The sequence below is a fragment of the Curtobacterium sp. PhB137 genome, assembly GCF_003814955.1.
Taxonomy (GTDB): domain Bacteria; phylum Actinomycetota; class Actinomycetes; order Actinomycetales; family Microbacteriaceae; genus Curtobacterium.
Map to the genome: position 1 here is coordinate 285,963 of NZ_RKQO01000006.1, position 23,891 is coordinate 309,853.

Here is a 23,891-nt window from a genome sequence, read left to right on the forward strand (position 1 = left end):
GTCAGGAGTCCGCCAGCGCTGTTGACGGTCGGTGCTCGAGGATGAGCTGGCGGAACGCGTGACCGAGCACCGCGTACTGCTGTGGCCCGGCCGGGTGGATACCGTCGGCGCTGAAACCCGGCGCCCAGGCGTCCCCATCGCGCGCCGCGGTCCACGGATCCACCCACGTCCAGCCCCGCTCCCGTGTGAGAACGCGGAGGTCGCGGTTGTAGGCGAGGGCCTCGGCCGCATGTGCCCGATACGGCGGGATCGCCGCGACGAGGACGCGATCGGGGTGGATGACCTCGGCGATGCGGTCGTAGGAGTCGGCCGTGTCGGCGACCGTCTCCCCGTGCAGCACGGCGTTGGTGCCCGCCAGGACGACGAGCACGTCGACGCGCTCGACGGGGCGGACGGCGTCGGCCATCTGCTCCGGCGTCGCGCCGGCCCGTGCCCACCCGCCTGCGAACTGGATCCCGTCGCCCACGGCGTACGTCATCCAGGAGTCCTCATCGAATCCGTTGCCGAGGAACGGCGAGTGCCCGGCGCTAAGCGAATCCCCGACGACCGCCACCCGGAGCGGCGCCGACGGTGAAGCGTCGGCCGCGATCAGGGTCGACTCGGTGTCGCGGAGCGACTCGGCGCTCACCCAGGCGAGCGCCGCCACGACGAAGGCCACCACCAGCACGGCCACGACGACGGGTACGGAACGGCGCATGTCCCCCATTCTCGACGATGCGCGCCATGGGCCGCACATTGCTCGGCGCAACTGCGGCGATCGACCTGCGGGTCAGCGGCCATCCCTTCCGGTCAGCGGAGGCGGCGCGCGATCCTGGCAAGGAGGCTCCCGAGCCCCGGGCGTTCCGGGGTGCGGCGGTCGACCAGGAAGCGCCAGCCGTCCTTGCGGTCCGCGAGGGGTTGCATCGGGACGGTGTCGGCGACGGGCGGGAGAGGCATCCGTGCGGTGACCACCGGGAAACGGCCGTCGACACCGGCGAAGGACACCGACACCCTGTGGCGACCTGACGTGACCCGCTCAGCGAGCACCTCCGCTCGCCAGCGAGCACCGTCGGCGAAGACCGCGACGGCGTGCTCGTTGGCGTCGGTATCCGCCAGCAGCACGGTGGCTCGGAGCCCGCGTGCCACGAGGTCGACCGGGCCACCGATCACCAGGCCCGTCGCCGTGACCTCGACTCGGTCAACCATGAGGGGCACGACGTGCCGGAGCGCCGACACCGCCCGGACGCCGTCGGGGTCGCGCATTCCGACCGCAGCTGTCATCGCGTCGGCGAGGACCGCGCCCGATGGAGGCACGACGACCGCGACCGCCGGCAGCCGGTGAGCCAGCCAGACCGGGTCGACCTCCTCGGCGGTGTTCACCAGCGTCGGCACGAGCCCATCCCGGGCAAGGGTCTCAGCGATGTCCGGTTCCGCCCGGGACGCCCGCGCCACGGCGTCGATCCACGCCCCGATCCGTTCGGTCGCGATCGTGCTCGCCTCGCCGAGCACGAACGACCGCGCAGCGGGCCAGTCGCCCTGCAGGACCAGTGCCCAGAGCGCACGACGGGCGGGAGCGACGTCGCGCAGGAGATCGACCGGGAGGGCCGCTGCGAGCGCTGCCGTAGCTCGCGCGACCGTCGCCATCGCAACGGCGTCGGGATCGGTGAGCAGGAACCGGTGCAGGTGCGCCCAGCCGTCCGCGTCGAGGACGACCATAGCGTGCTGAGCACGGAGCACGGGGCTACCGCTCACCGCAACGGCGCAGGCAAGCTCCTGTTCGAGGTAGCGCACGGTGCCCGCCGCATCGGCGCGGAGCGACAACGACGTCGTGTCCCCGCGGTCACGGTACAGGTAGACACACTGAGGGACGATGTCGATGCTGCGCGCCTCGACGAACGCCCGCGTCATCGGCTGTATGTCCTCGACGCTCTGGACCTCGGGGAACCACAGTCCCATACGGTCCCAGGCGGACCGACGGAACACCCGGTTCCAGCAGGCGCGTCCGGACAGGAGCTCCGGAACAGCCTCCGGAGCGGCGGCTCGGACGACCTCGTCGAACCGGTACCAGCGGCGGGTGGGACTCCACGTCCTCGTCGCGGAGAACTTGAGGTGGTCGCCGATCACCACGTCGGAACCGCTCGCCTCCAGCGACGCGAGCATGGCCGCGTAGGCGCCGTCAGGGACGATGTCGTCGGCGTCGGCGAAGGCGAGGTACTCGCCCGTCGCAGCGGCGACACCCTCGTTCCGTGCGGCGGCGGCGGTCGGTGCGGTCGAGACGAGGAGACGAACGCGAGGGTCGGACCGCGCCGCGGCTGCCACCCGTTCCGCGGTGTCGTCCGTCGACCCGTTGTCGACGACGAGCACCTCGGCCACCGATGGCCCCTGGGCGAGCAGGGAGTCCAGCGCTTCGTCGATCCAGCGCCCAGCGTTCCGCGCCGCTATGACGACCGAGAGGAGGGCGTCGTCGTCACTGTGCTCGATCACCCGCCGACGCTACCAAGAGTCGGGCGTTCCTCCTGCACCGGGCGCGGCTGCTGATAACCTCTCCGGGCGTCGCTCCGCTCGGCGCGTTCGCCCATGGCCGAGCTCGACGTCCACACCCCGAAAGGCACGCGCGTTGCGCAGCGAAACTTCCCCCCTCATCTCTGCCGTCATCCCGTGCTACAACGTCGGTCGGTACCTGCCCGAGTTCCTCGCCTCGCTTGACGCTCAGACGAGCGGCCTCGACGACGTCGAACTCGTCTTCGTCAACGACGGTTCCCCGGACGACTCGCTCGCAGTCATCGAGCGCTGGGCCGTCGGGCGCGACGGCGTCGTCGTGGTGGACCAGGAGAACGCTGGGCTGTCGAACGCGCGGAACGCCGGCATGGCCGAGGCCTCGGGCGTGTGGGTGAGCTTCCCAGACCCGGATGACCGGCTCGACGCGAACTACTTCGCCGAGGCGCTGAAGTTCATGCGCCTCTACGACCTTCCCGACCTGACCCTGCTGGGCACGCACCAGGTGGTGTGGGATGAGACGACCGGCCTTCTCACAGACACCCACCCGCTCCGTCACAAGTTCGCGACGGGGAGCCGGATCGCGGACTTGCACGTGGAGCCTCTCGTCCACATGAGCGCGAACTCCTCGTTCATGCGCCTCGGACTCATCCGGGAGCTCGGGCTGCTCTTCGACCCCGAGGTGCGCCCCAACTTCGAGGACGGGCACTTCATCGCGCGGTACTTGCTCCTCAACGGGACACACAAGCTCGGACTGCTCGCCTCGGCGAAGTACCACTACCGGACCCGCACCGACGGCAGCTCCCTCGTCCAGGTGAGCTACCTCAAGGAGGACAAGTACACGCAGCTCCTCGAGGCCGGGTACCTCGACCTCGTCGAGACAGCGCACCGAGCAGCCGGCGACCTGCCGCGGTGGCTCGAGAACGTCCTGCTCTACGAACTCTTCTGGTACTACAAGAACGAACGCAAGATCCGCTCCATCACGGCGGCGGCACCCACGACGGTGCTCCCCCGCTTCCACGAGCTCGTCGGGCTCGTCCTGCAGTCGATCAGCGACGACGCGATCCGCGAGTTCAACGTGATGGGCGTCGAGTTCCCGATCAAGGCGACGTTCCTGCACGGCTACGCCGGCGCACGGTGGGCTCCCGAGTACGTCCGACTGAACGAGGTCGACGAAATCCGTCAGGAGGTTCATCTCACCTACTGGTTCACCGGGGTGAACCCGCAGGAGCGCTTCGTCGTCGACGGTCAGCAGGTCGAGCCCTTGCACGCCAAGACCGAGGACTTCGCCTTCTACGGTCGGGTGACGATGCGACGACGCCACGTCTGGCTCGCCCGTGGCACGAGGACCGTCGTCGAGGTCGACGGCCGCGCCCTCCCGAGCGTGCGGCACGAGCAGTGGGGGCACACCGAGGCGATCACCATCCGTGACCTCGCACCGGTGATCCACGACGAGCGCCGCCGAGCCACCCCACGGCTTGGCGCACCCGAGGAGACAACTCGTCAGCGCACCGGTGCGCTGCTCCGCCGCATCCGCGGCGACGTCCGCAAGTACGTCTCGAAGCGCGCCCGCGAGAACGCCGCGACCTCCCGCCACCTGCACAAGCAGTCGACCCGCGACAAGTTCGCGCACGCTTGGGCGTTCATGGACAAGGACACCGACGCCGGTGACAACGCTGAGCACCTGTACCGGTGGGTGGCGGCGAACCGGCCGGACATCAACGCCTGGTTCATCCTCGACCGGCGGTCGAGCGACTGGGACCGGCTGGAGCGCGAGGGCTTCCGGCTCGTCGAGTACAAGTCGAAGGACTGGGCGTCGCTCCTGCTCTCGGCCGACCACCTCGCCTCGTCACACATCGACCACTACGTGATCCACCCGCTGGACGCGCGTCGGTACGGCAAGTCGCACTTCAAGTTCACCTTCCTACAGCACGGCATCACCAAGGACGACCTCTCACGCTGGCTGAACATCAAGCCGATCGACGTGTTCGTCACAGCGACGCCGCCGGAGTGGCACTCGATCGCGGGAGATGGACCCTTTGTGTTCACCTCACGCGAGACGCAGCTCACTGGCTTCCCGCGGCACGACGCACTCCTCGCCAAGCGGGCGGCGTTGTCCGAGACCGAACGCGACTCGATCGTGCTGATGCCGACTTGGCGGCAGGTGCTCCTTGGGGCCTCGATTCCGGGCTCCAACGCTCGGGCGAAGGGCGAGAACTTCGCCTCGAGCGAGTACGCCCAGCAGTACGGAGCGTTGCTCCGATCCGAGCGGCTGCGCGCGATCGCGGAGGCGTCGGGCAAGCGCATCGTCTTCATGCCGCACCCGAACATGAAGCCTCACCTCGACGACTTCGACGTCCCGGACCACGTCACCCTGCTCGGCTACGACGGCAACGACGTCCAGTCGGTCCTCGCGCGTGCCTGCCTCGTCCTCACGGACTACTCCTCGCTCGGTTTCGAGGCCTCGTTCCTGCACATCCCGGTGGTCAACTTCCAGTTCGACGCCGAGGACTTCTTCAACGGCATGCACATCGGGCGACGCGGGTACTTCGACTACGAGCGGGACGGGTTCGGCGAGCGCGTGCTGACCGTCGATGCGGCGGTGGACGCCATCGGGGCGGTCGCCGCCAACGGCTGGCAGCTGGCTGAGCCGTTCGCATCGCGGGTGGCGCGGACGTTCACGATGCGGGACGGCCGCAGTTCCGAGCGCGTCATCGCTGCCATGCAGGCCACGCGTGGGCGCGGCCCTCGTCCCGCGGCCCCCGCCGCGCTCGCCACCGACTCCGACGCTGACCTGATCCGCGGCTGAGCCGCGGCCCGACCGAGAGGTTCGAGCATGGTCGAGATGACCCCTGCCCCCCTGCTCCGTGAGCGGGCGCTCCCGCAGACCCAGCGGTACGCAGCGCTGGACGGTCTTCGCTTCGTTGCCGCACTGGCGGTGTTGGCCTTCCACTACACTGCGCGCGAGACCGACGCCTGGACGACACCCGCCTCGGAGTTCGCCCCAGGAGTGTTCGACGTTTCGAAGTACGGAGTCTTCGGAGTCGACCTCTTCTTCGTCATCAGCGGCTTCGTCATCCTGATGAGCGCGTGGGGCAGACCGCTGGACGGTTTCGTCGCTTCGCGCATCGCACGGCTGTACCCCGCGTATTGGGTCTCGGTGCTTCTGACGGCCGCGGTGCTGATCGCGACCGGGGCGTACTGGCTCTCACCGAGCGAGATCGCCATCAACCTCACGATGTTGCACGAACCGTTCGGCGTCGACCACGTCGATGGGGTCTATTGGACGCTCTGGGTCGAGATGCGGTTCTACTTGCTAATCGCGATCTTGCTCTGCTTCAGGCTGACCGAGCGGAAGGTGCTCGTCTTGTCGGTCGTGTGGCCCGTTGTCGCCGTTCTTGCAGAACGCCACGGCTTCGACTTTCTGGCGTACATGCTCGTCTGGCAGCACGCTCCGCTGTTCGCGGGCGGCATGTTGATCTACCTCATCGTGCGTGAGCGTCGCAACGTCATGGCTTGGATGCTGCTCGCCGTCAACATCGCCTTTGCGATCACCACTGCTGGCCCGGAAGCCGCGCAGAGGATCGAGAGCACCACGGGGAGCCCGATCCCTGAGTGGACCCAGTTCGTGCTCATCGTGATGTGCTTCGGCGCAGTACTCCTCGTCACGCTGACTCCCGTCCGGCGCCTGTCGTGGAGCTGGCTCACAACCGTCGGAGCGTTGACCTATCCGCTCTATCTCCTGCACGAACACATCGGCTGGAAGGTCATCGCCCACACGCAGCAGTACGGCTGGCTCGTCGCGGTCCTACTTGCAACGACCGTGAGTATCGCACTTGCCGCCGGTGTTCATTACGGGATCGAACGCCCGTTCGCCCCGAAGCTCCGTCGTGCCGTGCAGGCTGCCATCGGCGATGCCCGGTCTCATGGCCGGAGGGCTGAATGATGAACGACCATCCCGCTCCCGCGCGTCGGGTCGTCGTCATGGGCGACGTCGGCTGGCCGCACCTGTACCACGTGGGTGACGAAGCGATGACCCAGGTCGCGATCGACCGGCTCACCGCTGACGGTGTCGTCGACGTCACCGTGGTTGCGGCCGATCCCGAGGTTGCGGCACGGCTCCATGGAGTGGCAGCAGTCCCCCGCTTCCACTTCAAGCTCGGGTGGCCCCGTGACTGGCACGACAGCCACCTCGAGAAGGTCCTCGCCCCGTTGGCCGGCTTCCAGCGCAGGACGGGACCGGCGCAGACCGTCCTGGACGCTGTGCACGACGCGGACGCGGTCGTCATCGCCGGCGGCGGAAACATGACGAGTCAGTACGTGCACCAGCTGTACGAGCGACTCGCCCTGGTCCGTGTGGCTCGCCATTTCGGCCGGCCGGTCTTCGTCACGAGCCAGACGCTCGGCGCCACCTTCAGGGAAGTCGACCTGCCGGTGATGACCGAGATCATCGACTCAGCGGCTGTGTTCGGGGCTCGCGAGGGGACCAGTGCCACGCTCGCTCGCTCGCTGGCCGCCGATGCCGGACGCGTCTTCACCACCGGCGACGACGCGTTGCTCCTCCCCCGGGCACCGCTCGACGACGAGGTAGACGACCTGCCGGAACGCTACTTGGTCGCGAGCTTCGAGCGGCCGCCGGGCCTCGACGACGAGAGGGCACGAGCACATGCCGACCGCGTCGGCCGGGCACTCGAGGCGGTCAGCCAGGCGCTCGACTGCGCCGTCGTGTTCGTCCCACACGCGGGCTCGCTCGACGTCGAGACTCCGAAGGACGACATCGTCTACCACGCTGCGATCGCCGTTAATGTCTCCCGGCCGGTGCTGCTCCCGGTGCTGCCTGCCGGCCAGACCCTCGCGGTGACGTCGCGCGCGCTCGTGTCCCTGTCCACCCGGTACCACCCCGTCGTGTTCGCCGCGGCCGCAGGTGTTCCGGCGCTCGGCTTCGCCGACACGGCCTACACCTGGCAACGCATGGTCGGAGCCACATCGCAGTACGGACTGGCACGGACCGTGCTCCCCGGTACAGTCCTCGACGACCCGACGGTCCTCGCGGGCCTCGTCTCGTCGCTCGTAGACGAGTGGCCGCACGTGACCGAAGGCGTCAACTCGGCGGTCCGGGCCGTCCAGCAGGGCCAATCGGATTGGTGGCGCGCGCTCGGCTGCGCATTGCGGGGTGAGCCCTTCATGTTCAAACCGATGGACCCGCCTGCCCAAGTGCCGCTCGGAGTCACCGAAGCAGTGTTGGCCGACGCCGCCCCCGTCCTCGGTGTGGATTCCGGACGCGAGCGCGAAGCGCACCGCTGGACCACCGAGCGCTTGGAGGCCGTCGCTGCGGAACGCTCGGAGCTCGAACTCCGGCTCGGACGCGAGTCGCGGGAGCGTCGAACAGTCGAGCAGCAGCTCGGCGAGGCGCGGGAGCTCGTCGAGCACACACGCTCCGAAGCGGCGGCCCTCAGGAGAGAGTTCGCCGAGGAGCAGCGTGCCACCGCCGACCTGGCCGCCGAGGGCGAGCGTCTCTCTGCGGAGAAGGCGCGGTGGCGTGCAGCAGCGCTCGGGTACCGGCGCGAGGTCCAGCGGTACCGGGACCGGCGTATCACCCGTATCAGCGACGCACTCGCCCGCGCCTTCCGCCGTCCGTCCTGACCGGCCTCGTGGCCGCGACACCCCGGCGCTTCGGCGCTTCGGCGCTTCGGCGCTTCGGCTAGCCTGAAGGGATGAGAATCCTGCGTGGACGTGGCGACCGAACCGACGGTGGAACGCAGCTGAACGCAGCAGGACCCGACCTGGAGGAACACCTCGACGACCTCCGCCGGATGAAGCGCCCAGTCGTGCTCATCGCCGGCCCGACGTCGAAACGGGACCTCCCTCGGTGGCGCGCCGCGTTCGAGTACCGGCTCCACGTCTTGGCGGACCTCCGCGCCCGCCCAGAACTCGAGGAGTCGGGTGCCGTGCAGGCCGCGACCAACGACGAGATCGCGGCGTACCTCCGCTCTATCGGTCCCGTCGCCGCCGTGGTCGACGAGCAGGCAAGGACGCTCGTCGAGCAGCTACAGCGCTGGCAGCGGAGCTTTTTCCACATCGCGGCCGGGGGCTCGTTCATCTCGCTGCGCACCGAAGAACGCTCGCCGTGGGCTGCGGCGCTCGAGTCGCTTGGGTCGCGCCGCATCGGTGCCGGTGAAGTCGAAGAGCTCCAGGACAGCATCACTCGCACGTGGGACAGCGATGGCAGGACGATCTCCGCGAAGCAGCGGGACCACCTCGTCAAGGTACGACACGAAGACGCTCTCGAACTGCTTCCCGGCCGTCTCGGAGCCCAGAACGTCCGAGTCCTCGGCTCACGTAGGGCAGCGACGGTCAAGGACCAGCCAATCGTCCGCTCGACCGGTTCCGACGTCGCCCACAAGCTGCCCGCCTTCCCGATGCAGGCTCCGGAACTGTCCCTGCTCGAGGTGCGGGGCGGAACCACCCTCGGCCCGGCCATGCTGGCCGTGACCGGGTCGACGGTGCTCCCCAGCTCGTTCAAGCACCCGTGGCGCGCATGGAACGACGAGCTCCGCAACGTAAGTGAGCAGATCGCCCTGCCCATGACGGAGCCTCGGCCTGAAACGCCGCGGCTCGACGGCGTCTTCTTCGATCTCACGGCCCCGGAACCCGGCGACCGGGCCCAGTTCCTCTCGGTGTCGCTGTCGAAGCTGTGGGGGTGGGCCGAGGCAAAGCGCCGCGAACCGGCACTGCGCGCCCTGTACCGGACCAGCCCCGAGGACCCCGAGGCGGTGTTCCAGCGCGACGTCCTGCATGCGTTCGGCATCGTGCCGGAGGACGTCCACATGGTGGACTGCGACGTCGTGGTGGAGCGCCTGGTGATCGCGTCACAGTCCTGGCAGGACGGCGGCCACCACTACGCGCACCCGGTGAACGCAGAGACTTGGGCTGCGATCAGACGAGGTCTCGGGGTCGATGGAGATGGTCCGGACCGAGTCTTCCTCACCCGTCATGACAGCAACGGCGCGCCGCTCCCCCGCAACGCGGCAGAGGTCATGGCACGCTTCGGTGCGCTCGGCTTCACCATCGTCAACCTTGACTCCGCGACCGCATCCGAGGTTGCTCGGACCCTGCGCGGAGCGCGGACGGTGGCGGGGTTCTCCGGCGGCGCGCTCCACGCCTCGCTCTTCGCGGCGGACCCGGAGCACATCGTGGTCGTGACGCACGACTCGAACACGAGTCGGAGCGAGCACTTGTTCGCGACACTGCTCGCAACCGAAATTGATTACCTGTGGTCTCGCCCGGACGTAGCCCAGCCGAAGGACAAGTTCTCCTCAGCTGCCTTCCGGTCGACCTGGGACGTCGACCTCGGTGCCAACGCGACCGCTCTGGACGCGCTCCGGCGCTGACCTGGGTGTCTCACTCCAGGCGAGCGTCAGAGCGACGCCCGTCCGGGTTGAAGGAAGCGAGGTACGAGGCCGTCAGACGGTGGCGTTGTACGCCTTGGCGATCTCGTCGGTCTTGCCGATCATCTTCAGCTCACCCTGATTGAGCCAGGCCACCTCGTCGCACATGTCCTTCACCGTGCTCATCGAGTGGGAGACGAGGATGACCGTGCGGCCGTCCTGCTTCATCTCCTTGAACTTCTCACGGCACCGTTTCTGGAACGTGGCGTCACCGACGGCCAGCACCTCGTCCACGACGAGGATGTCCGGTGTGACGGCTACGGCGACCGAGAAGCCGAGGCGGACGTACATGCCGGACGAGTAGTTCTTGACCGGCTGGTCGATGAAGTGACCCACGCCGGAGAACGACACGATCTCGTCGAACTTCCGCGCCACCTCCTTGCGGCTCATGCCGAGGATCGAGCCGTTGAGGAAGACGTTCTCGCGCCCGGAGAGCTCGGGGTGGAAGCCCGAACCGACCTCGAGCAACGAGGCTTGCTTGCCACGGGCGGTGATCGACCCCTCCTCCGGCCAGAGGATCTTGGCCAGGCACTTCAGCAGCGTCGACTTGCCCGAGCCGTTCTTGCCGATCAGCCCGAACGTCGTTCCGTGCGGCACCTCGAATGAGACGTCCTTCAACGCCCAGAAGTCTTCGTGGACGGACTTCTTCCCCCGCATCACCATGCTCTTCAGCGAGTCGTTCCGCTCGTGGTACATGCGGAAACGCTTGGACACGTGTTCGACGGTCACGGCAGCATCGGTCACAGCAGTTCAGCCAGTTTCTTCTCGTTGCGGGAGAACACGAAGTAGCCGAGTGCGAGCGAGGCGCATCCCGCGAGGGCGCACGCGACCAGGTCGGTCCAGTTCGGGAGACGGTTGTCGTACATGAGGTTCCGGAAGACCTCGGAGAACCGCTCGATCGGGTTGAGCTTGTAGACGTGGATGATCCACGGGTGTCCGGCCTTGTTCGCGGCGTCCTCGACGAGCGACAGCGGGTAGATGATCGGCGACAGGTACATCCACATCTGCAGGCCGATGCCGACGAGGTGCTGCATGTCGCGGAAGTGCACGTTGATGATCGACAGGATCAGCCCGAGGCCGGCGGCGAACATGGCGAGGAACACCATCGTCAGCGCGATCAACGGAAGGTAGATCCAGAAGTTCGACCCCGCGATCGCGAGGGCGATCAACAGCACACCCATCTCGACTAGCCAGGTGAAGCCGAACGACCCGACGGCCGCGAGCGGCAGTGTCATCCGCGGGAAGTAGACCTTCTTGATCAGCGAGCCGTTGGCCACGATCGAGGTCATGCCCGAGTTGATGACGTTGCGCGCGAAGATCCACGGCAGCAGGCCGCACATCAGCCACAGCGGGTAGATGTTCAGTCCGCTGGGGTCGCCGACCTCGAGACGCGCCCGGAAGATGAACGAGTACACGATCGTGTAGATCAGCATCGTCGCGAGCGGGTTGATCAGGGACCACAGCTGCCCGAAGACCGTGCGGCGGTACTTGCCCTTGACCTCGCGCGCAGTGAGGTTCGCCAGCAGCTCGCGCGACGACATGAGCTCGTTCAGGTACGTCATGCTTCGGGTGCAGGCTCCTCCGGGGCGCAACGGAGCGCTCCTCACAGGGATTCAGGGACGAGGCATTCTCGCACACTGGTTGCACAACGCACGTTCGACGCGGTGACACGGGCGCGCGGCGAGTGGCCAGAGAGCAAACGCTTGGAAAATCATTAGTAGAGTTGATGGGTGATCGTCAGCTTCGCCAACCACTCGACGGCGCCCGTCAACCTCGGCGGCGCGGAGCGGTCCCTCCTCCGGTTCGTCGAGGACTGGCTGGCGATCGACCCGACGATGACCCCGACCTTCGTCACGAAGGCCCCGAAGGGCAAGTTCATCGAGGCGCTCGACGACCGCGGCTGGTCCTACGACGCCCTGCGGTTCCGCGGGTGGGCGCTGCCGAGCCCGCAGCCGGCTCCGGCCGCGGAACGTGCCGCGTTCGCCACCGTCGACTACGCCGCGGTGAACGCGATCATCCGTCTGTACGAGCGGCAGCGCCCGGACCTGGTGGTCACGAACACCCTCGTCGCACCGTGGGCGTCGTTCGCCGCCGCGGTCCTCGGGATCCCGCAGGCGTGGTTCGTCCGTGAGTACGGCGACCTCGACCACGGGCTGCAGTTCCAGACCGGGCGCGCGGGTGTCCTCGGCGACATCGGCCTGCTGTCCGGCGCCGTCGTCACCAACTCCGAGGCGATGCGCGAGCACCTGGCGCAGTACATCCCCGCCGACAAGCTGTCCGTCGCGTACCCGACGGTCGACACCGAGCGACTCCTGGCCACGAAGGACGAGAAGCCGGCGGTCGCACCGTTCCCGCAGGCCGAGCCCGGACTCCGGATCACGGTCCTCGGGCGTGTCGAGGAGTCGAAGGGGCAGCACCGGGTCGTGGACGCCCTCGGCGCGCTGCACGAACGTGGCGTCGCCGCGAGCGTGTGCTTCGTCGGCAGCTGGAAGCACCCCGGCGAGGACCAGCGCCTGACCGAGCGCGCCCGCGCGCTCGGCGTCGCCGACCGTGTCGTGTTCGCGGGCGAGCAGCACATGCCCGCTCCGTTCATCCAGGCGGCGGACGTCTGCATCACACCGTCGACGATCGAGGCCTTCGGCCGCACGACGGCCGAGTACATGACCCTGGGCAAGGCGGTCGTCGCGACCCGCCAGGGCGGGAGCGCGGAGCTGGTCGACGACGGTGTCACCGGCGTGCTCGTGGACGCCGACGACGTCTCGGCCCTCGCGGACGCGCTCGCGTCGTACGCGACCGACCCGGACACGGCCAGGAGGCACGGTGCGGCTGCTCCGGACCGGCTCGGCTCGGTCACGGGCACAGGCCACGACAACGCGGCAGCGATCGCACGCCTCGTCGCGCTGGTCGGCACCGAGGGCTACCGACTCCCCCAAGCCGCGCGGTACTGGTTCGAGCTCCCGGGCGCGTACGCGTCGCTCGGTGCCACGAGTGCGCGCGCCGCGCTCGGCCTGCTCGCGAACCGGGTGCGCGCCCGCTCCGGGACGGTCGGCCGACTGCTCGCCCGACCGGGTGTGGTCGCGCGGAAGCTGGTGCGACGATGAGCCGCGACCGACGTCCGGTGACGATCGTCGTCCCGATCTACGACGACCTCCCCGGCCTCGAGCGCTGCATCCAGGCGCTGCTGGAGACCGTCGACTTCTCGGTCGACCGGGTCCTGCTGGCCAACGACGTCGGTCCCCACGTCGACACGATCGAAGCCCGCGTCCTCGAGCTCGTCGGCGAGCACCCCGGTTTCGAGTACACCCGCAACCCGCGCAACCTCGGGTTCGTCGGCAACTGCAACCGCGCCGTCCTCGACCTCGACCGGACCGGCAACGACGTCCTGCTGCTCAACAGCGACACGGTGCCGATGCCCGGGTTCCTCGACGAGATGACCGCGGTGCTCGCGTCCGACGACGCGATCGGCGTCGTGTGTGCGCGGAGCGACAACGCGACCATCGCGTCGTTCCCGTACGCCCGGCGCAACCCGCGTGCGACGCTGCCGCCGCGCCGGACGCGCGAGCTGCACGGCCGCACGAAGTACCTGCTCCCCCGCTCGACCGTGTCACCGGTGGCGATGGGGTTCTGCTTCCTGATCCGGCGCGAGATGGTCGACCGCTTCGGCCTGTTCGACGAGGTCTTCTCCCCCGGCTACGGCGAGGAGAACGACTTCTGCCTGCGCATCAACGAGCACGGCTACACGTCGGTCCTGGCGAACCGCGCGCTCGTCCTGCACACCGGCTCGACGAGCTTCAGCGGTGACCGCGGCCCCTCGCTCCGGTTGGAGCACGAGCGCGTCCTGCTCGAGCGGTACCCGTTCTACGCCGGTGCCGTCGCCCTGTTCCTCGCCCGCTACCGCGATGCCGTCGACGTGTTCGCCGACGCGTTCCTGCCCGACGACGACGTGGTCCGCGTCGCACTGCACGTGCCGGCGGACCTGACGAACGAAGTCGTCGCTCGAGTCCTCAACACCCTCGAAGCCGCTCCGGACGACGTGGTCGTGACGGTCATCGTCGCGAAGTCGCAGATCCGGACCGCGCGGCAGGCGTTCCCCGGGGCAGCCATCGCCGTGGGCGGTCGCCCGCGGCAGATCTTCGACGTCGCGATCGCCCTCGGCACCCTGACGACGTTCGCGCAGCTCTCGGCGCTCAACGCGAACGCCCCCCGCTGGATCCTCGTCGACCCGGTGTCGCAGGACGTGCGCTGGTCGCACGCCGTCGCGAACCACCGTGCCTCGGCGATCGACCGCATCCTGCGCCGCTTCGAGAACCAGAGCACCTCCTGGCGTGGCGGCGAGGGGCTCGTCGAGCTGATCCGGATGGCGGCCGCCACCGAGATCGACCCGGCATCGCTCCGTGCCCGGTGGCACGCCGTCTCCGACATCGCCGAGGCGACGGGCCTGCTCGTCCACCGGGCGACCGTGTCGCTCCGCCGGCTCACCGCGCTGAGCTTCGGGGCGCGCAACCCCCGCGTCGTCGCGCGGATCCGCGCGATCACCGGGCGCGGCGCCTGACACGACGCACCTGCTGACGGGAGGCCCGTGGCGGCCCCGCCACGGGCCTCCCGTCAGACGGCGACCACGTCGACCACCGGACGGTGGCGTGCGACGCACGTCGCGTCCCACGCGCCCAGCTGGTGGAGCGTCGCGATGCGGAACACGAGCGCCCGGACCAGCAGCTGACGCCACTCCGGCTCGTCGTCGCCGAGCGCGTCGAGCCGACCAACCGGGACCCCGTGCCAGCACACCGCGTCGACGGCCGCGATCGCGGTGCCGAACCCCGCCGGACGCCAGTACGGCGGCCAGTCGATGATCGTCGGTGGCTGCCCGTCGGCGAACAGCACGTTGCCGAGCAGGTCCCCGTGGACCAGCTGCGACGGTGCTCGGACCGGGCGGAACGCCGCGGCGAGCCGGTCGAGGGTCGGGTCCGACGGCAGCGGTTCCTCGCCCCACGCCATCCGGTCGGCACGTGCCCACGGGTCGGTGCCGGCGCTGGATGCGGTGCCGGGATCGGTGCCGAGGAACGCGGGCCGTTCCAGGCCGGCGATCGCGCGGTGGAAGGCACGACCCGCCCGGATCACGTCCTCGACGCGGGACTCGTCGGCCGCGCCGGGCACGAACTCCCATGCTTCCCAGTCCCCCGACCGCCAGCTGCCGTCGCGGGTGGCCACGGGTCGGGGTGTGCGGAACTCGGCCGGGTGCTCGGACTCCGCTGCGCGCTCGAGTTCCGACAGGACGCCGGCACGCCAGTCGGTCACCGCAACGCCGTCGTGGGGCCGGAGGACGATGCCCCCGGCACGCCAGGTCAGCCCGCGGCCACCCGCGAGCGGCACGGGCGTGGACCCGGCGACCCCGAACGCACGCAGCACCTCGGCGCCGGGAACGCTCCCGCCGGCTCCGGTCACGCGGTCCGCAACACCTTCGCCATCGGACGGCCCTTCGCGACCTCGTCGACGAGCTTGTCGAGGTACCGGATCTGCCGCATGAGCGGGTCGTCGATCTCCTCGATCCGGACGCCGCAGATCACGCCCGTGATCAGCGGCGCGTTCGGGTGCAGCTGCGCGGCGGCGAAGAAGTCCTCGAACGTGGTCTCGTCCGCCAGGTGCCGTGCGAGCGCTGCGTCGTCGAACCCGGTCAGCCACGTGATGACGGCGTCGAGCTCGCCCTTCGTGTGGCCCTTCCGCTCCACCTTCGCCAGGTAGTGCGGGTAGACCGCCGCGAGGGGCGTCCCGAAGATCCGGTGTCCGGCCACGGTCACGCCCCCGCTACACCAGGCAGCGCGGCCCGAGCAGGCTCTTCAGCTCGCCGAACAGGTCGGGTGTCAGGTTCACCGGGAACGGCAGCTCGAACGTGCGCGCGACGTCGTCCTTCAGCAGCTTCAGCCGGACCTCGGTCTCGCCCTGGTGCCGTCCGAGCACGGCCGCGAGCTCCGTGACCGTCGAGGTCGTGGCCTGCCGCTCCGGCAGCGACAACGTGAGCGGGCCGGAGCCCATCGCGTCGCCGATCGCCGGCTGGAACATGCTCACCGCGTGCAGGGCCTTGCCGTCGTCGCGGACGTTCACGCGACCGCGCAGGACCACGATCGAGTCGGCCACGAGCGACGGACCGAACTCCTGGTAGGTCTTGCCGAGGAACATCACGCCGATCTGGCCGCCGAAGTCCTCGATGTCGACGATGCCGTACGGGTTGCCGCTCGTCTTCGCCACCCGGTGTTGCACGCTCGTCAGCAGACCCGCGACCGTGACGGTCTCGCCCTCGACCGAGTCGTCGGCCGCGATGAGGTCGGCGATGGTGATCGACTGGTGCTTCGCGAGCTCGATCTCGAGCCCGGCGAGCGGGTGGTCGGAGACGTAGAGGCCGAGCATGTCGCGCTCGAACGCGAGCTTGTCGCGCTTGGACCACTCCGGACGGTCAGGCACCTGTGACACCGGACCGGTGGCCGGCGATTCCTCGGCGACCTCGGCGAACAGCGAGTCGAAGTCGAAGCCGACGTTGCCGTGGGCCTCGTCACGCTTGACCTTGACGGCGCCTTCGACCGCGCCCTCGTGGATCTCGACCAGGGCGCGGCGGGAGTCGCCGAACTCGTCGAAGGCACCCGCCTTGATGAGCGACTCGACGGTCCGCTTGTTCGCCGACGAGATCGGGATCTTGCGCAGGAAGTCGTGGAACGACTCGAACGCGCCCTTTTCGGTGCGGGCCTTCACGATGTCGTCGACGACGTTGAACCCGACGTTGCGGATCGCGCCCATGCCGAACCGGATGTCCTCACCGACAGCGGCGAAGAAGCCGATCGACTCGTTGACGTCCGGCGGCATGACCTTGATGCCCATGCGGCGGCACTCGTTCAGGTACAGCGCGAGCTTGTCGCGGGCGTCGCCCACCGAGGTGAGCAGCGCCGCCATGTACTCGGCCGGGTAGTGCGCCTTCAGGTACGCGGTCCAGAACGAGACGACGCCGTACGCGGCGGAGTGCGCCTTGTTGAACGCGTAGTCGGAGAACGGCAGCAGGATGTCCCACAGCATCTTGATCGCCGCGGCCGAGTAGCCGTTGTCCAGCATGCCCTTCTCGAAGCCCGCGTACTGCTTGTCGAGCTCGGACTTCTTCTTCTTGCCCATCGCGCGGCGGAGGATGTCCGCCTGGCCGAGGGAGAACCCCGCGACCTTCTGCGCGATGGCCATGACCTGCTCCTGGTAGATGATCAGGCCGTAGGTCCCGCCGAGGATCTCCGCCAGGGGCTCTTCGAGCTCCGGGTGGATCGGTGTGATCGCCTGCTCGCCGTTCTTGCGGAGCGCGTAGTTCGTGTGCGAGTTCGCACCCATGGGGCCCGGACGGTACAGGGCGATGAGCGCGGAGATGTCCTCGAAGTTGTCGGGCTTCATCAGGCGCAGCAGGCCACGCATCGGTCCGCCGTCGAGCTGGAAGACGCCGAGTGTGTCACCGCGCTGCAGGAGCGCGTACGCCTCGGGGTCCTCGAGCCCCATGGTCTCGAGGTCGAGCTCGATGCCACGGTTGTTCTTGATGTTGTCGAGGGCGTCACTGATGATCGTGAGGTTGCGGAGCCCCAGGAAGTCCATCTTGATCAGGCCGAGCGACTCCGCTGCCGGGTAGTCGAACTGCGTGACGACCTGGCCGTCCTGCTCCCGCTTCATGATCGGGATGATGTCGATGAGCGGGTCGCTCGACATGATGACGCCGGCCGCGTGCACGCCCCACTGGCGCTTCAGCCCCTCGAGCCCGAGCGCGGTGTCGAAGACCGTCTTCGCCTCGGGGTCGGTCTCGACCACGGTGCGGACGTCGACGGCTTCCTTGTAGCGCGGGTGGTCCTTGTCGAAGATCCCGGTGAGCGGGATGTCCTTGCCCATCACGGGCGGCGGCATCGCCTTGGTGAGCTTCTCGCCCATGCCGAACGGGAACCCGAGGACGCGCGAGGAGTCCTTCAGTGCCTGCTTCGCCTTGATCGTGCCGTACGTGACGATCTGCGCGACGCGCTCCGACCCGTACTTCTCGGTGACGTACTTGATCGCCTCACCGCGGCGCCGGTCGTCGAAGTCGACGTCGAAGTCGGGCATCGAGACGCGGTCCGGGTTCAGGAACCGCTCGAAGATCAGGCCGTGCCGGATCGGGTCGAGGTCGGTGATGCGCATCGCGTAGGCGACCATCGAGCCGGCACCGGAACCACGGCCGGGGCCGACGCGGATGCCGTTGTTCTTCGACCACAGGATGAAGTCGGAGACCACCAGGAAGTACCCCGGGAACCCCATCTGGTTGATGATGCCGACCTCGTAGTCGGCACGCTCCTGCACCTCGGCCGGGATGCCGTCGGGGTACCGGTAGTCCAGCCCCTTCGCGACCTCTTTCTCGAACCAGGAGTGCTCGGTCTCGCCCGCCGGCACCGGGAACTTCGGCATGTAGTTCGCCGAGGTGTCGAACTCGACGTTGCACCGCTCGGCGATGAGCAGCGTGTTGTCGCAGGCCTCGGGGTTGTCGCGGAAGACGTGCCGCATCTGCTGCGGGGACTTCAGGTAGAACTCGTCGGCGTCGAACTTGAACCGGTTCGGGTCGTTCAGCGTCGAACCCGACTGCACGCACAGCAGGGCCGCGTGCGACTTGGCGTCGTGTGCGTGCGTGTAGTGCAAGTCGTTCGTGCCGACCAGCGGGATGTCGAGGTCCTTCGCCAGCCGGATCAGATCACTCATGATCCGACGCTCGATCTCGAGCCCGTGGTCCATGACCTCGGCGAAGTAGTTCTCCTTGCCGAAGATGTCGCGGTAGTCAGCGGCAGCCTTGACGGCTTCGTCGTACTGGCCGAGGCGCAGGCGCGTCTGGACCTCGCCCGACGGGCACCCCGTCGTGGCGATGATGCCCTCGTGGTACTCCTCGAGCAGTTCGATGTCCATGCGCGGCTTGAAGTAGTAGCCCTCGAGCGACGCCTTCGACGACAGCCGGAACAGGTTGTGCATGCCCGTCGTGTTCTCGGCGAACATCGTCATGTGCGTGTACGAACCGGCACCGGAGACGTCGTCCCCACCGCCGTCGCCCCACCGCACACGGGTCTTGTCCGTGCGGTGCGTCCGGGGCGTGATGTACGCCTCGGTCCCGATGATCGGCTTGACGCCGCCGGCCTTGGCGGCCTTCCAGAACTCGAAGGCGCCGAACATGTTGCCGTGGTCGGTCACCGCCACGGCCGGCATGCCCTGCGCAGCGGTCTCCTGCACGAGGTCGCCGAGCCTGGCCGCGCCGTCGAGCATCGAGTACTCGCTGTGCACGTGTAGGTGGACGAAGGAGTCGGAATCCGCCACGGAACCTCCGGTCGAACGAGCTGCTTGCGGGACGCGAACAGCCTAACCGCGACCGCGGACAAACCCGCGCGTGTCCGAGCGGTCCGACGCCGAGGTCGCACGACACGCCGCGCGCAGCCCGTCGAGGGTGCAGGAACCGTCGGTCGGCGGGCCCGAAGCCTGCAGATCGTGTCACCACGGCGGTGGAGCCCGCGCGTGGCGGACGGGAGGCACAGGGCGGCGGCGCCACGGGCCTCCCGGCCGGTTGTGGGCGTCACGCGCTCGTCACGCGCGCGACACGCCCGTCGCTCCCCTGTCGAGGTTCCACAACACGCCGCGGGCGCTCCGCCGGGGTTCCACAGACCGACGCACAGCGCGCCCAGATGCCGAGATTTCGGAACCTCGGCGGGACGACGCGACCGGCGCGACCGGCGCGACGACGACGCGCACGCGCGTCAGGACGAAGCGGCTCGGATGCGGTCGAGCGCGAGGCGCAGGTCGTCGGGGTACTCCGCCTGGAACGACACCCACTCGCCGGTGCGCGGGTGGTCGAACCCGAGTCGCACGGCGTCGAGCCACTGGCGGGTCAGCCCGAGCTCCTGCGCCAGCACCGGGTCGGCGCCGTACATCGTGTCGCCGACCAGCGGGTGGCGGGTCGCGGCCATGTGCACGCGGATCTGGTGGGTGCGCCCGGTCTCGAGGTGCACCTCGAGCAGGGTCGCCGACCGGAACGCCTCGAGGGTCTCGTAGTGGGTGACGCTCGGCTTGCCGTCGGCCGTGACCGCGAACTTCCAGTCGCTCGACGGGTGCCTGCCGATCGGGGCGTCCACGGTGCCGGAGGTCGGGTCGGGGTGCCCCTGCGCGAGCGCGTGGTAGACCTTCTCGACCGTGCGCTCCTTGAAGGCGCGCTTGAGGTGGGTGTACGCGAGCTCGGTCTTCGCGACGACCATGAGTCCCGACGTGCCGACGTCGAGGCGGTGCACGATGCCCGCACGCTCGGCGGCGCCCGAGGTCGCGATGGTGAACCCAGCTGCGGCGAGGCCCCCGGGCACGGTCGGGCCGTCCCAACCGGGCGAGGGGTGCGCGGCGACGCCGATGGGCTTGTCGACGACCACGATGTCCTCGTCGTCGTGCACGATCGTCATCCCGGGCACGGCCGCCGGCACGATGCGCGGCGGCTCCTTCGGGGACCACTCGACCTCGAGCCACGAGTCGGCGTGCAGGCGGTCGGACTTGTCGACGGGGACGCCGTCGACCCGGACCCCACCGGCGGCGACCACGTCGGCCGCGAACGACCGGCTGAACCCGAGGAGCTTCGCGATGGCGGCGTCGACACGCTCGCCGGCGAGCCCGTCGGGGACGGGAAGGGAACGCGACTCGCTCACGTGGCGTCGTGCCCCAGCGCGTCGCGCCGGTCGCCGTCGTTCGGTCTGGAGGCGCGGGTCGGCTCGTCGACAGCAGCGTCAGCTGACGAGAACGCGGCCCCACCGTCGAGCGGCTCCGTCGTGTCCGCCTGCGCAGCGCGCTTGGCGGACACCGTGCGGGACCCGTCGAGGTTCACCCCGAGGATCACCAGCAGCACGAAGACCACCATGCTGATGCAGATGAACGAGTCGGCGACGTTGTAGATGGCCGGCATCATCCACGGCGTCGAGATGAAGTCGACCACGTGGCCGCGGCCGAAGCCGGGCTCACGGAAGAGTCGGTCGATCAGGTTGCCGAGCGCGCCGCCCAGCAGCATGCCGAGCACGACGGCCCACCACATCGACCGGATCCGACGCGAGTAGATGATGATCGCGACGACGACCGCCGCCGAGATGATCGAGAACACCCACGTCATGTTCACCGCGAAGGAGAACGCAGCCCCGGGGTTCCGGACGTACAGGAACTGGAGCGCCCCGCCCAGGATCGGGACGGGGGTGCCGTACGGCAGGTTCGCGACGACCAGTGCCTTCGCGACCTGGTCGAACGCCACCACCACGACAGCGGCGAAGGCCAGTGCCGCGATAGCGCAGACACTGACCTTCGCTCGTGATGCTGGTCGCGACAACGTCAGTTGCCGAAGCCCTGCGCCGATGCCGGCGCCGGGGTGAGACCGGACTGCTCGTTCGAGGAGTCGAGCTCGGAGAGCTGCCCCTGGATGTAGCTCTTGAGCTGGGCGCGGTAGTCGCGCTCGAACGTCCGGAGCTCGTCGATCTTGCCCTCGAGCTGGCGCTGCTCCTGCTCGAGCACCTGGACACGCTGACGGTTCGTGTTCTCGGTGTCGGCGATGATCTGGCGCTGCTTGGCCTCGGCCTCGGAGACGAGACGCGCTGCCTGGGCGGTGCCCTCGGCGATGAGCGCGTCGCGCTTCTCGACGCCTTCGCGGACGTGCTCCTCGTGGAGACGACGCGCGAGCGTCAGGAGGTTCGTGGTGCCCTCGGTGTCCTCGTCCGCCGGGACCGTGGTCGCCGGGGCGGCCGCTGCGACCGGAGCGGGCTCGGGAGCCGCCTCGACCGGGGCCGGCACGGGCTCCGGCTCGGGTTCTGCCGCGGGAGCGGGCTGCTCGGCCTGCGCCGACTGCGGGGCCGACTCGGCCGCCTGCAGGCGCTGGCGGAGCTCGTCGTTCTCCGCGGTCAGGCGACGCAGCTCGACCACGACCTCGTCGAGGAAGTCGTCGACCTCGTCCTGGTCGTAGCCCTCGCGGAACTTCGTCGGCTGGAACCGCTTGTTGACTACGTCTTCCGGCGTCAAAGCCATTGCCGTCACCTCAATAGAACTGCTGAACGTGTGGAACCACTTGCGTCGTGACCGAACTTACCAGTCACCACGTGTGGTGCGGATGCCGCGCCGGAGGCGAGCATCGATCCCGACCACCGTACACCGACGACGGGGAGGAACGACGACCACTGCATCGGCGCGGCGCGTGTCGCGGACCTGGATCGACCCTGGATCGGGTCAGACCGCGACGGCGATGCCGTTGACGACGACCCGGGCGATGATCACGACGAGCATGACGATCGTCCAGCCGAAGTCGAGTGCCACCGGCCCCATGCGGAGCGGCGGCAGGACCCGCCGGACCGCGCGGATCGGCGGATCGGTGATCGTGTAGACGAACTCGGAGACCACGAGCAGTCCCCCGCGCGGCCGCCAGGACCGGTTGAAGTTCTGCACGAGGTCGAGCGCGAACCGCCCCCACATGACGAAGAAGTACAGCAGGAGGGCGAGGGAGATGATCCCTAGGATCACGGACACGATGGGGCTCGCTCGTCTCGGGCGAGTGCCGTCATGCGACGACGCTCACGGGCGGGTGGCCGGGGGACGGCTCAGGACTGGGCGAAGAAGTTCGCCTCGATGTCGGACTCTACCTCAGCCGGCTCACCGCTCACTGCGACGTGTGCGGGCGACAGCAGGAAGACCTTGTTGGTGACGCGCTCGATCTTGCCGTACAGGCCGAGCGACAGGCCGGAGGCGAAGTCGATCATGCGTCGGGCGTCGTTCTCGGTCATCTGCGAGAGGTTGATGATGACGGGGATCCCGTCGCGGAAGCTCTCGGCGATGGACTGGGCGTCCTTGTACTCGCGCGGGTGGACGGTGAGGATCTCGTTCATTTCCTGGACCGGGGTCGCCTTCTGTGCGGTCGTGTGCGAGCGGCGGAGCGGAGTGACCTGGGCGCCGCGCTGGTGGGTGTGCGTCTTCGCGGGAGCGGCGGCCGGGGCCGCTGCCGGAGCTGCGGCGGCCGCGGGAGCGTCCGCCGGGGCGGGGGCATCCTGCGGGGCTGCGGCCGGAGTGGCGGGAGCCTGCTGGCGCGCGGGCGCGGCCTGCTGCGGCTGCTCGTCCTCGTAGTCGAGTTCCTCGTCGGCGAGGCCGAGGTAGACCATCGTCTTCTTCAGCGGGTTGGCCATGGTTCCTCCGGAGGTTGGTGCACGTGGATGCCCTGCAACGAGGCTAGGGTGCCGCCGGCCGATTTCCCGTGATTGCGGTGCCGATCCGCAGGTGTGTCGCGCCCTCGAGCACGGCGTCGGCGTAGTCGCCGCTCATGCCGGCCGAGATGTCGGTGGCGCCGGGCTCGAGCGCCACGACCCGGTCCGAGATCGCCCGCAGCCGAGCGAACGCCGCACGGGGCTCCTCGTCCAGCGGCGCGACGGCCATGACCCCGCGCAACCGGATGGTGCCGGTCTCGAGCACGCGTGCGGCCATCGCCTCGACGTCGTCCGGTTGCACGCCGCCGCGGCCGGGGTCGTCGGTCAGGTTGACCTGCACGAACCCGTCGATGACCGGTGGATCCGGCTCGGCCTCGGTCGGTGCGAAGGCATCCACGACCGACGTGCGGTCGAGGGACTGCACGACGTGCGCGTAGCGACGGACCTGCCGGGCCTTCTTCGACTGCAGCTGCCCGATGAAGTGCCAGGTCAGGTCGAGGTCGGCGAGCTCCGCGGCCTTGGCCTGTGCCTCTTGGTGGCGGTTCTCCCCCACGTCGGTGACGCCGAGTGACGCCAGCGCACGGACGAGTGACGCCGGGTGGTACTTCGTGACGACGATCAGCGTGAGGTCGTCGGCCGAGCGCCCTGCGGCGCGCGCCGCGTCGGCGATGCCACCTCTGACGGACGCGAGACGCGCCTCCAGTCCGTCGTCTGATGACGAGGCGGACGGGAGGCGCGTGTCTGCTACCAA

Annotated in this window: 19 protein-coding genes; 6 read left to right on the forward strand and 13 right to left on the reverse strand. The window is 69.0% G+C overall.

Translation table 11 applies throughout. The features are described 5' to 3' along the window. Position 1: 1 nt before the first annotated feature. Positions 2–697: an SGNH/GDSL hydrolase family protein gene (locus EDF28_RS10995; protein WP_185094215.1), complete on the reverse strand. Its 696-nt coding sequence runs from the start codon at positions 695–697 to the stop codon at positions 2–4. A 92-nt stretch (positions 698–789) separates the two neighbouring features. Continuing rightward, the gene (locus EDF28_RS11000; RefSeq protein ID WP_123938298.1) at positions 790–2,463 is read right to left on the reverse strand and encodes a glycosyltransferase family 2 protein; all 1,674 of its coding nucleotides are present in this window, start codon (positions 2,461–2,463) and stop codon (positions 790–792) included. Between the two features lie 133 nt (positions 2,464–2,596). Here EDF28_RS11000 and EDF28_RS11005 point away from each other — a divergent pair, with 133 nt between their 5' ends. The 4 genes from EDF28_RS11005 to EDF28_RS11020 all read left to right on the forward strand — a co-directional run bounded on the left by EDF28_RS11005 (position 2,597) and on the right by EDF28_RS11020 (position 9,866). Beyond that, entirely contained in the window at positions 2,597–5,284 is a 2,688-nt protein-coding gene (locus EDF28_RS11005; protein WP_185094216.1) for a CDP-glycerol glycerophosphotransferase family protein, read from the forward strand. 27 nt (positions 5,285–5,311) lie between these two features. After that, the gene (locus EDF28_RS11010) at positions 5,312–6,421 is read left to right on the forward strand and encodes an acyltransferase (protein ID WP_123938300.1); all 1,110 of its coding nucleotides are present in this window, start codon (positions 5,312–5,314) and stop codon (positions 6,419–6,421) included. After that, on the forward strand, positions 6,421–8,118 hold the full coding sequence (locus EDF28_RS11015) for a polysaccharide pyruvyl transferase family protein (RefSeq protein ID WP_185094217.1): 1,698 nt from the start codon (positions 6,421–6,423) through the stop codon (positions 8,116–8,118). Before EDF28_RS11010 ends, EDF28_RS11015 begins: the two co-directional genes overlap by 1 nt. A gap of 71 nt (positions 8,119–8,189) precedes the next feature. Beyond that, on the forward strand, positions 8,190–9,866 hold the full coding sequence (locus EDF28_RS11020) for a DUF563 domain-containing protein (RefSeq protein WP_123938302.1): 1,677 nt from the start codon (positions 8,190–8,192) through the stop codon (positions 9,864–9,866). Positions 9,867–9,938: 72 nt separating this feature from the next. Here EDF28_RS11020 and EDF28_RS11025 read toward each other — a convergent pair whose 3' ends face one another. Then, positions 9,939–10,637, reverse strand: coding sequence for an ABC transporter ATP-binding protein (locus EDF28_RS11025; protein ID WP_260154878.1), 699 nt, complete (start codon positions 10,635–10,637; stop codon positions 9,939–9,941). A 26-nt stretch (positions 10,638–10,663) separates the two neighbouring features. After that, complete coding sequence (locus EDF28_RS11030) at positions 10,664–11,485, reverse strand: ABC transporter permease (RefSeq protein ID WP_123938303.1); 822 nt, start codon at positions 11,483–11,485, stop codon at positions 10,664–10,666. A 168-nt stretch (positions 11,486–11,653) separates the two neighbouring features. Between EDF28_RS11030 and EDF28_RS11035 the strand changes: the two genes are divergently transcribed. Together EDF28_RS11035 and EDF28_RS11040 are read left to right on the forward strand one after the other, a co-directional pair. Continuing rightward, positions 11,654–13,024 carry a glycosyltransferase family 4 protein gene (locus EDF28_RS11035; protein ID WP_123938304.1) on the forward strand — a complete coding sequence of 457 codons (1,371 nt, stop codon included), beginning with the start codon at positions 11,654–11,656 and terminating at the stop codon, positions 13,022–13,024. Further along, positions 13,021–14,475: a glycosyltransferase family 2 protein gene (locus EDF28_RS11040; protein ID WP_123938305.1), complete on the forward strand. Its 1,455-nt coding sequence runs from the start codon at positions 13,021–13,023 to the stop codon at positions 14,473–14,475. The genes EDF28_RS11035 and EDF28_RS11040 overlap by 4 nt, the downstream gene beginning before the upstream one ends. A 53-nt stretch (positions 14,476–14,528) precedes the next feature. Here EDF28_RS11040 and EDF28_RS11045 read toward each other — a convergent pair whose 3' ends face one another. The 9 genes from EDF28_RS11045 to EDF28_RS11085 form a co-directional block, all read right to left on the reverse strand. Then, the gene (locus EDF28_RS11045) at positions 14,529–15,365 is read right to left on the reverse strand and encodes a phosphotransferase (RefSeq protein WP_123938306.1); all 837 of its coding nucleotides are present in this window, start codon (positions 15,363–15,365) and stop codon (positions 14,529–14,531) included. Continuing rightward, positions 15,362–15,712 (reverse strand): DUF2200 domain-containing protein, encoded by a 351-nt coding sequence (locus EDF28_RS11050; RefSeq protein ID WP_123938457.1) that lies wholly within the window; start codon positions 15,710–15,712, stop codon positions 15,362–15,364. The genes EDF28_RS11045 and EDF28_RS11050 overlap by 4 nt, the downstream gene beginning before the upstream one ends. Positions 15,713–15,725: 13 nt before the next feature. Then, positions 15,726–19,208 (reverse strand): DNA polymerase III subunit alpha, encoded by a 3,483-nt coding sequence (dnaE, locus tag EDF28_RS11055; RefSeq protein ID WP_395875176.1) that lies wholly within the window; start codon positions 19,206–19,208, stop codon positions 15,726–15,728. Positions 19,209–19,693: 485 nt separating this feature from the next. Further along, positions 19,694–20,623: an RluA family pseudouridine synthase gene (locus EDF28_RS11060; RefSeq protein WP_123938308.1), complete on the reverse strand. Its 930-nt coding sequence runs from the start codon at positions 20,621–20,623 to the stop codon at positions 19,694–19,696. Further along, positions 20,620–21,288: a signal peptidase II gene (gene lspA / locus EDF28_RS11065; protein WP_311394738.1), complete on the reverse strand. Its 669-nt coding sequence runs from the start codon at positions 21,286–21,288 to the stop codon at positions 20,620–20,622. The genes EDF28_RS11060 and lspA overlap by 4 nt, the downstream gene beginning before the upstream one ends. 2 nt (positions 21,289–21,290) lie before the next feature. Next, the gene (locus tag EDF28_RS11070) at positions 21,291–21,977 is read right to left on the reverse strand and encodes a DivIVA domain-containing protein (RefSeq protein WP_165900993.1); all 687 of its coding nucleotides are present in this window, start codon (positions 21,975–21,977) and stop codon (positions 21,291–21,293) included. 198 nt (positions 21,978–22,175) lie between these two features. Next, positions 22,176–22,472 carry a YggT family protein gene (locus EDF28_RS11075; RefSeq protein ID WP_111085780.1) on the reverse strand — a complete coding sequence of 99 codons (297 nt, stop codon included), beginning with the start codon at positions 22,470–22,472 and terminating at the stop codon, positions 22,176–22,178. A 71-nt stretch (positions 22,473–22,543) separates the two neighbouring features. After that, a complete protein-coding gene (locus tag EDF28_RS11080) occupies positions 22,544–23,122 on the reverse strand; it encodes a cell division protein SepF (protein ID WP_123292468.1) in 579 nt (192 codons plus the stop codon). A gap of 43 nt (positions 23,123–23,165) precedes the next feature. Further along, positions 23,166–23,891, reverse strand: coding sequence for a YggS family pyridoxal phosphate-dependent enzyme (locus tag EDF28_RS11085; RefSeq protein ID WP_123938309.1), 726 nt, complete (start codon positions 23,889–23,891; stop codon positions 23,166–23,168).

What these genes read in the sequence shown, in the direction of transcription:
- EDF28_RS10995 (WP_185094215.1), bottom strand. Translation starts at nt 697, where the DNA reads ATGCGCCGTTCCGTACCCGTCGTCGTGGCCGTGCTGGTGGTGGCCTTC.
- EDF28_RS11010 (WP_123938300.1), top strand. Translation starts at nt 5,312, where the DNA reads ATGGTCGAGATGACCCCTGCCCCCCTGCTCCGTGAGCGGGCGCTCCCG.
- EDF28_RS11015 (WP_185094217.1), top strand. Translation starts at nt 6,421, where the DNA reads ATGAACGACCATCCCGCTCCCGCGCGTCGGGTCGTCGTCATGGGCGAC.
- EDF28_RS11020 (WP_123938302.1), top strand. Translation starts at nt 8,190, where the DNA reads ATGAGAATCCTGCGTGGACGTGGCGACCGAACCGACGGTGGAACGCAG.
- EDF28_RS11030 (WP_123938303.1), bottom strand. Translation starts at nt 11,485, where the DNA reads ATGACGTACCTGAACGAGCTCATGTCGTCGCGCGAGCTGCTGGCGAAC.
- EDF28_RS11040 (WP_123938305.1), top strand. Translation starts at nt 13,021, where the DNA reads ATGAGCCGCGACCGACGTCCGGTGACGATCGTCGTCCCGATCTACGAC.
- dnaE (WP_395875176.1), bottom strand. Translation starts at nt 19,208, where the DNA reads ATGCTCGACGGCGCGGCCAGGCTCGGCGACCTCGTGCAGGAGACCGCT.
- EDF28_RS11070 (WP_165900993.1), bottom strand. Translation starts at nt 21,977, where the DNA reads ATGGCTTTGACGCCGGAAGACGTAGTCAACAAGCGGTTCCAGCCGACG.
- EDF28_RS11080 (WP_123292468.1), bottom strand. Translation starts at nt 23,122, where the DNA reads ATGGCCAACCCGCTGAAGAAGACGATGGTCTACCTCGGCCTCGCCGAC.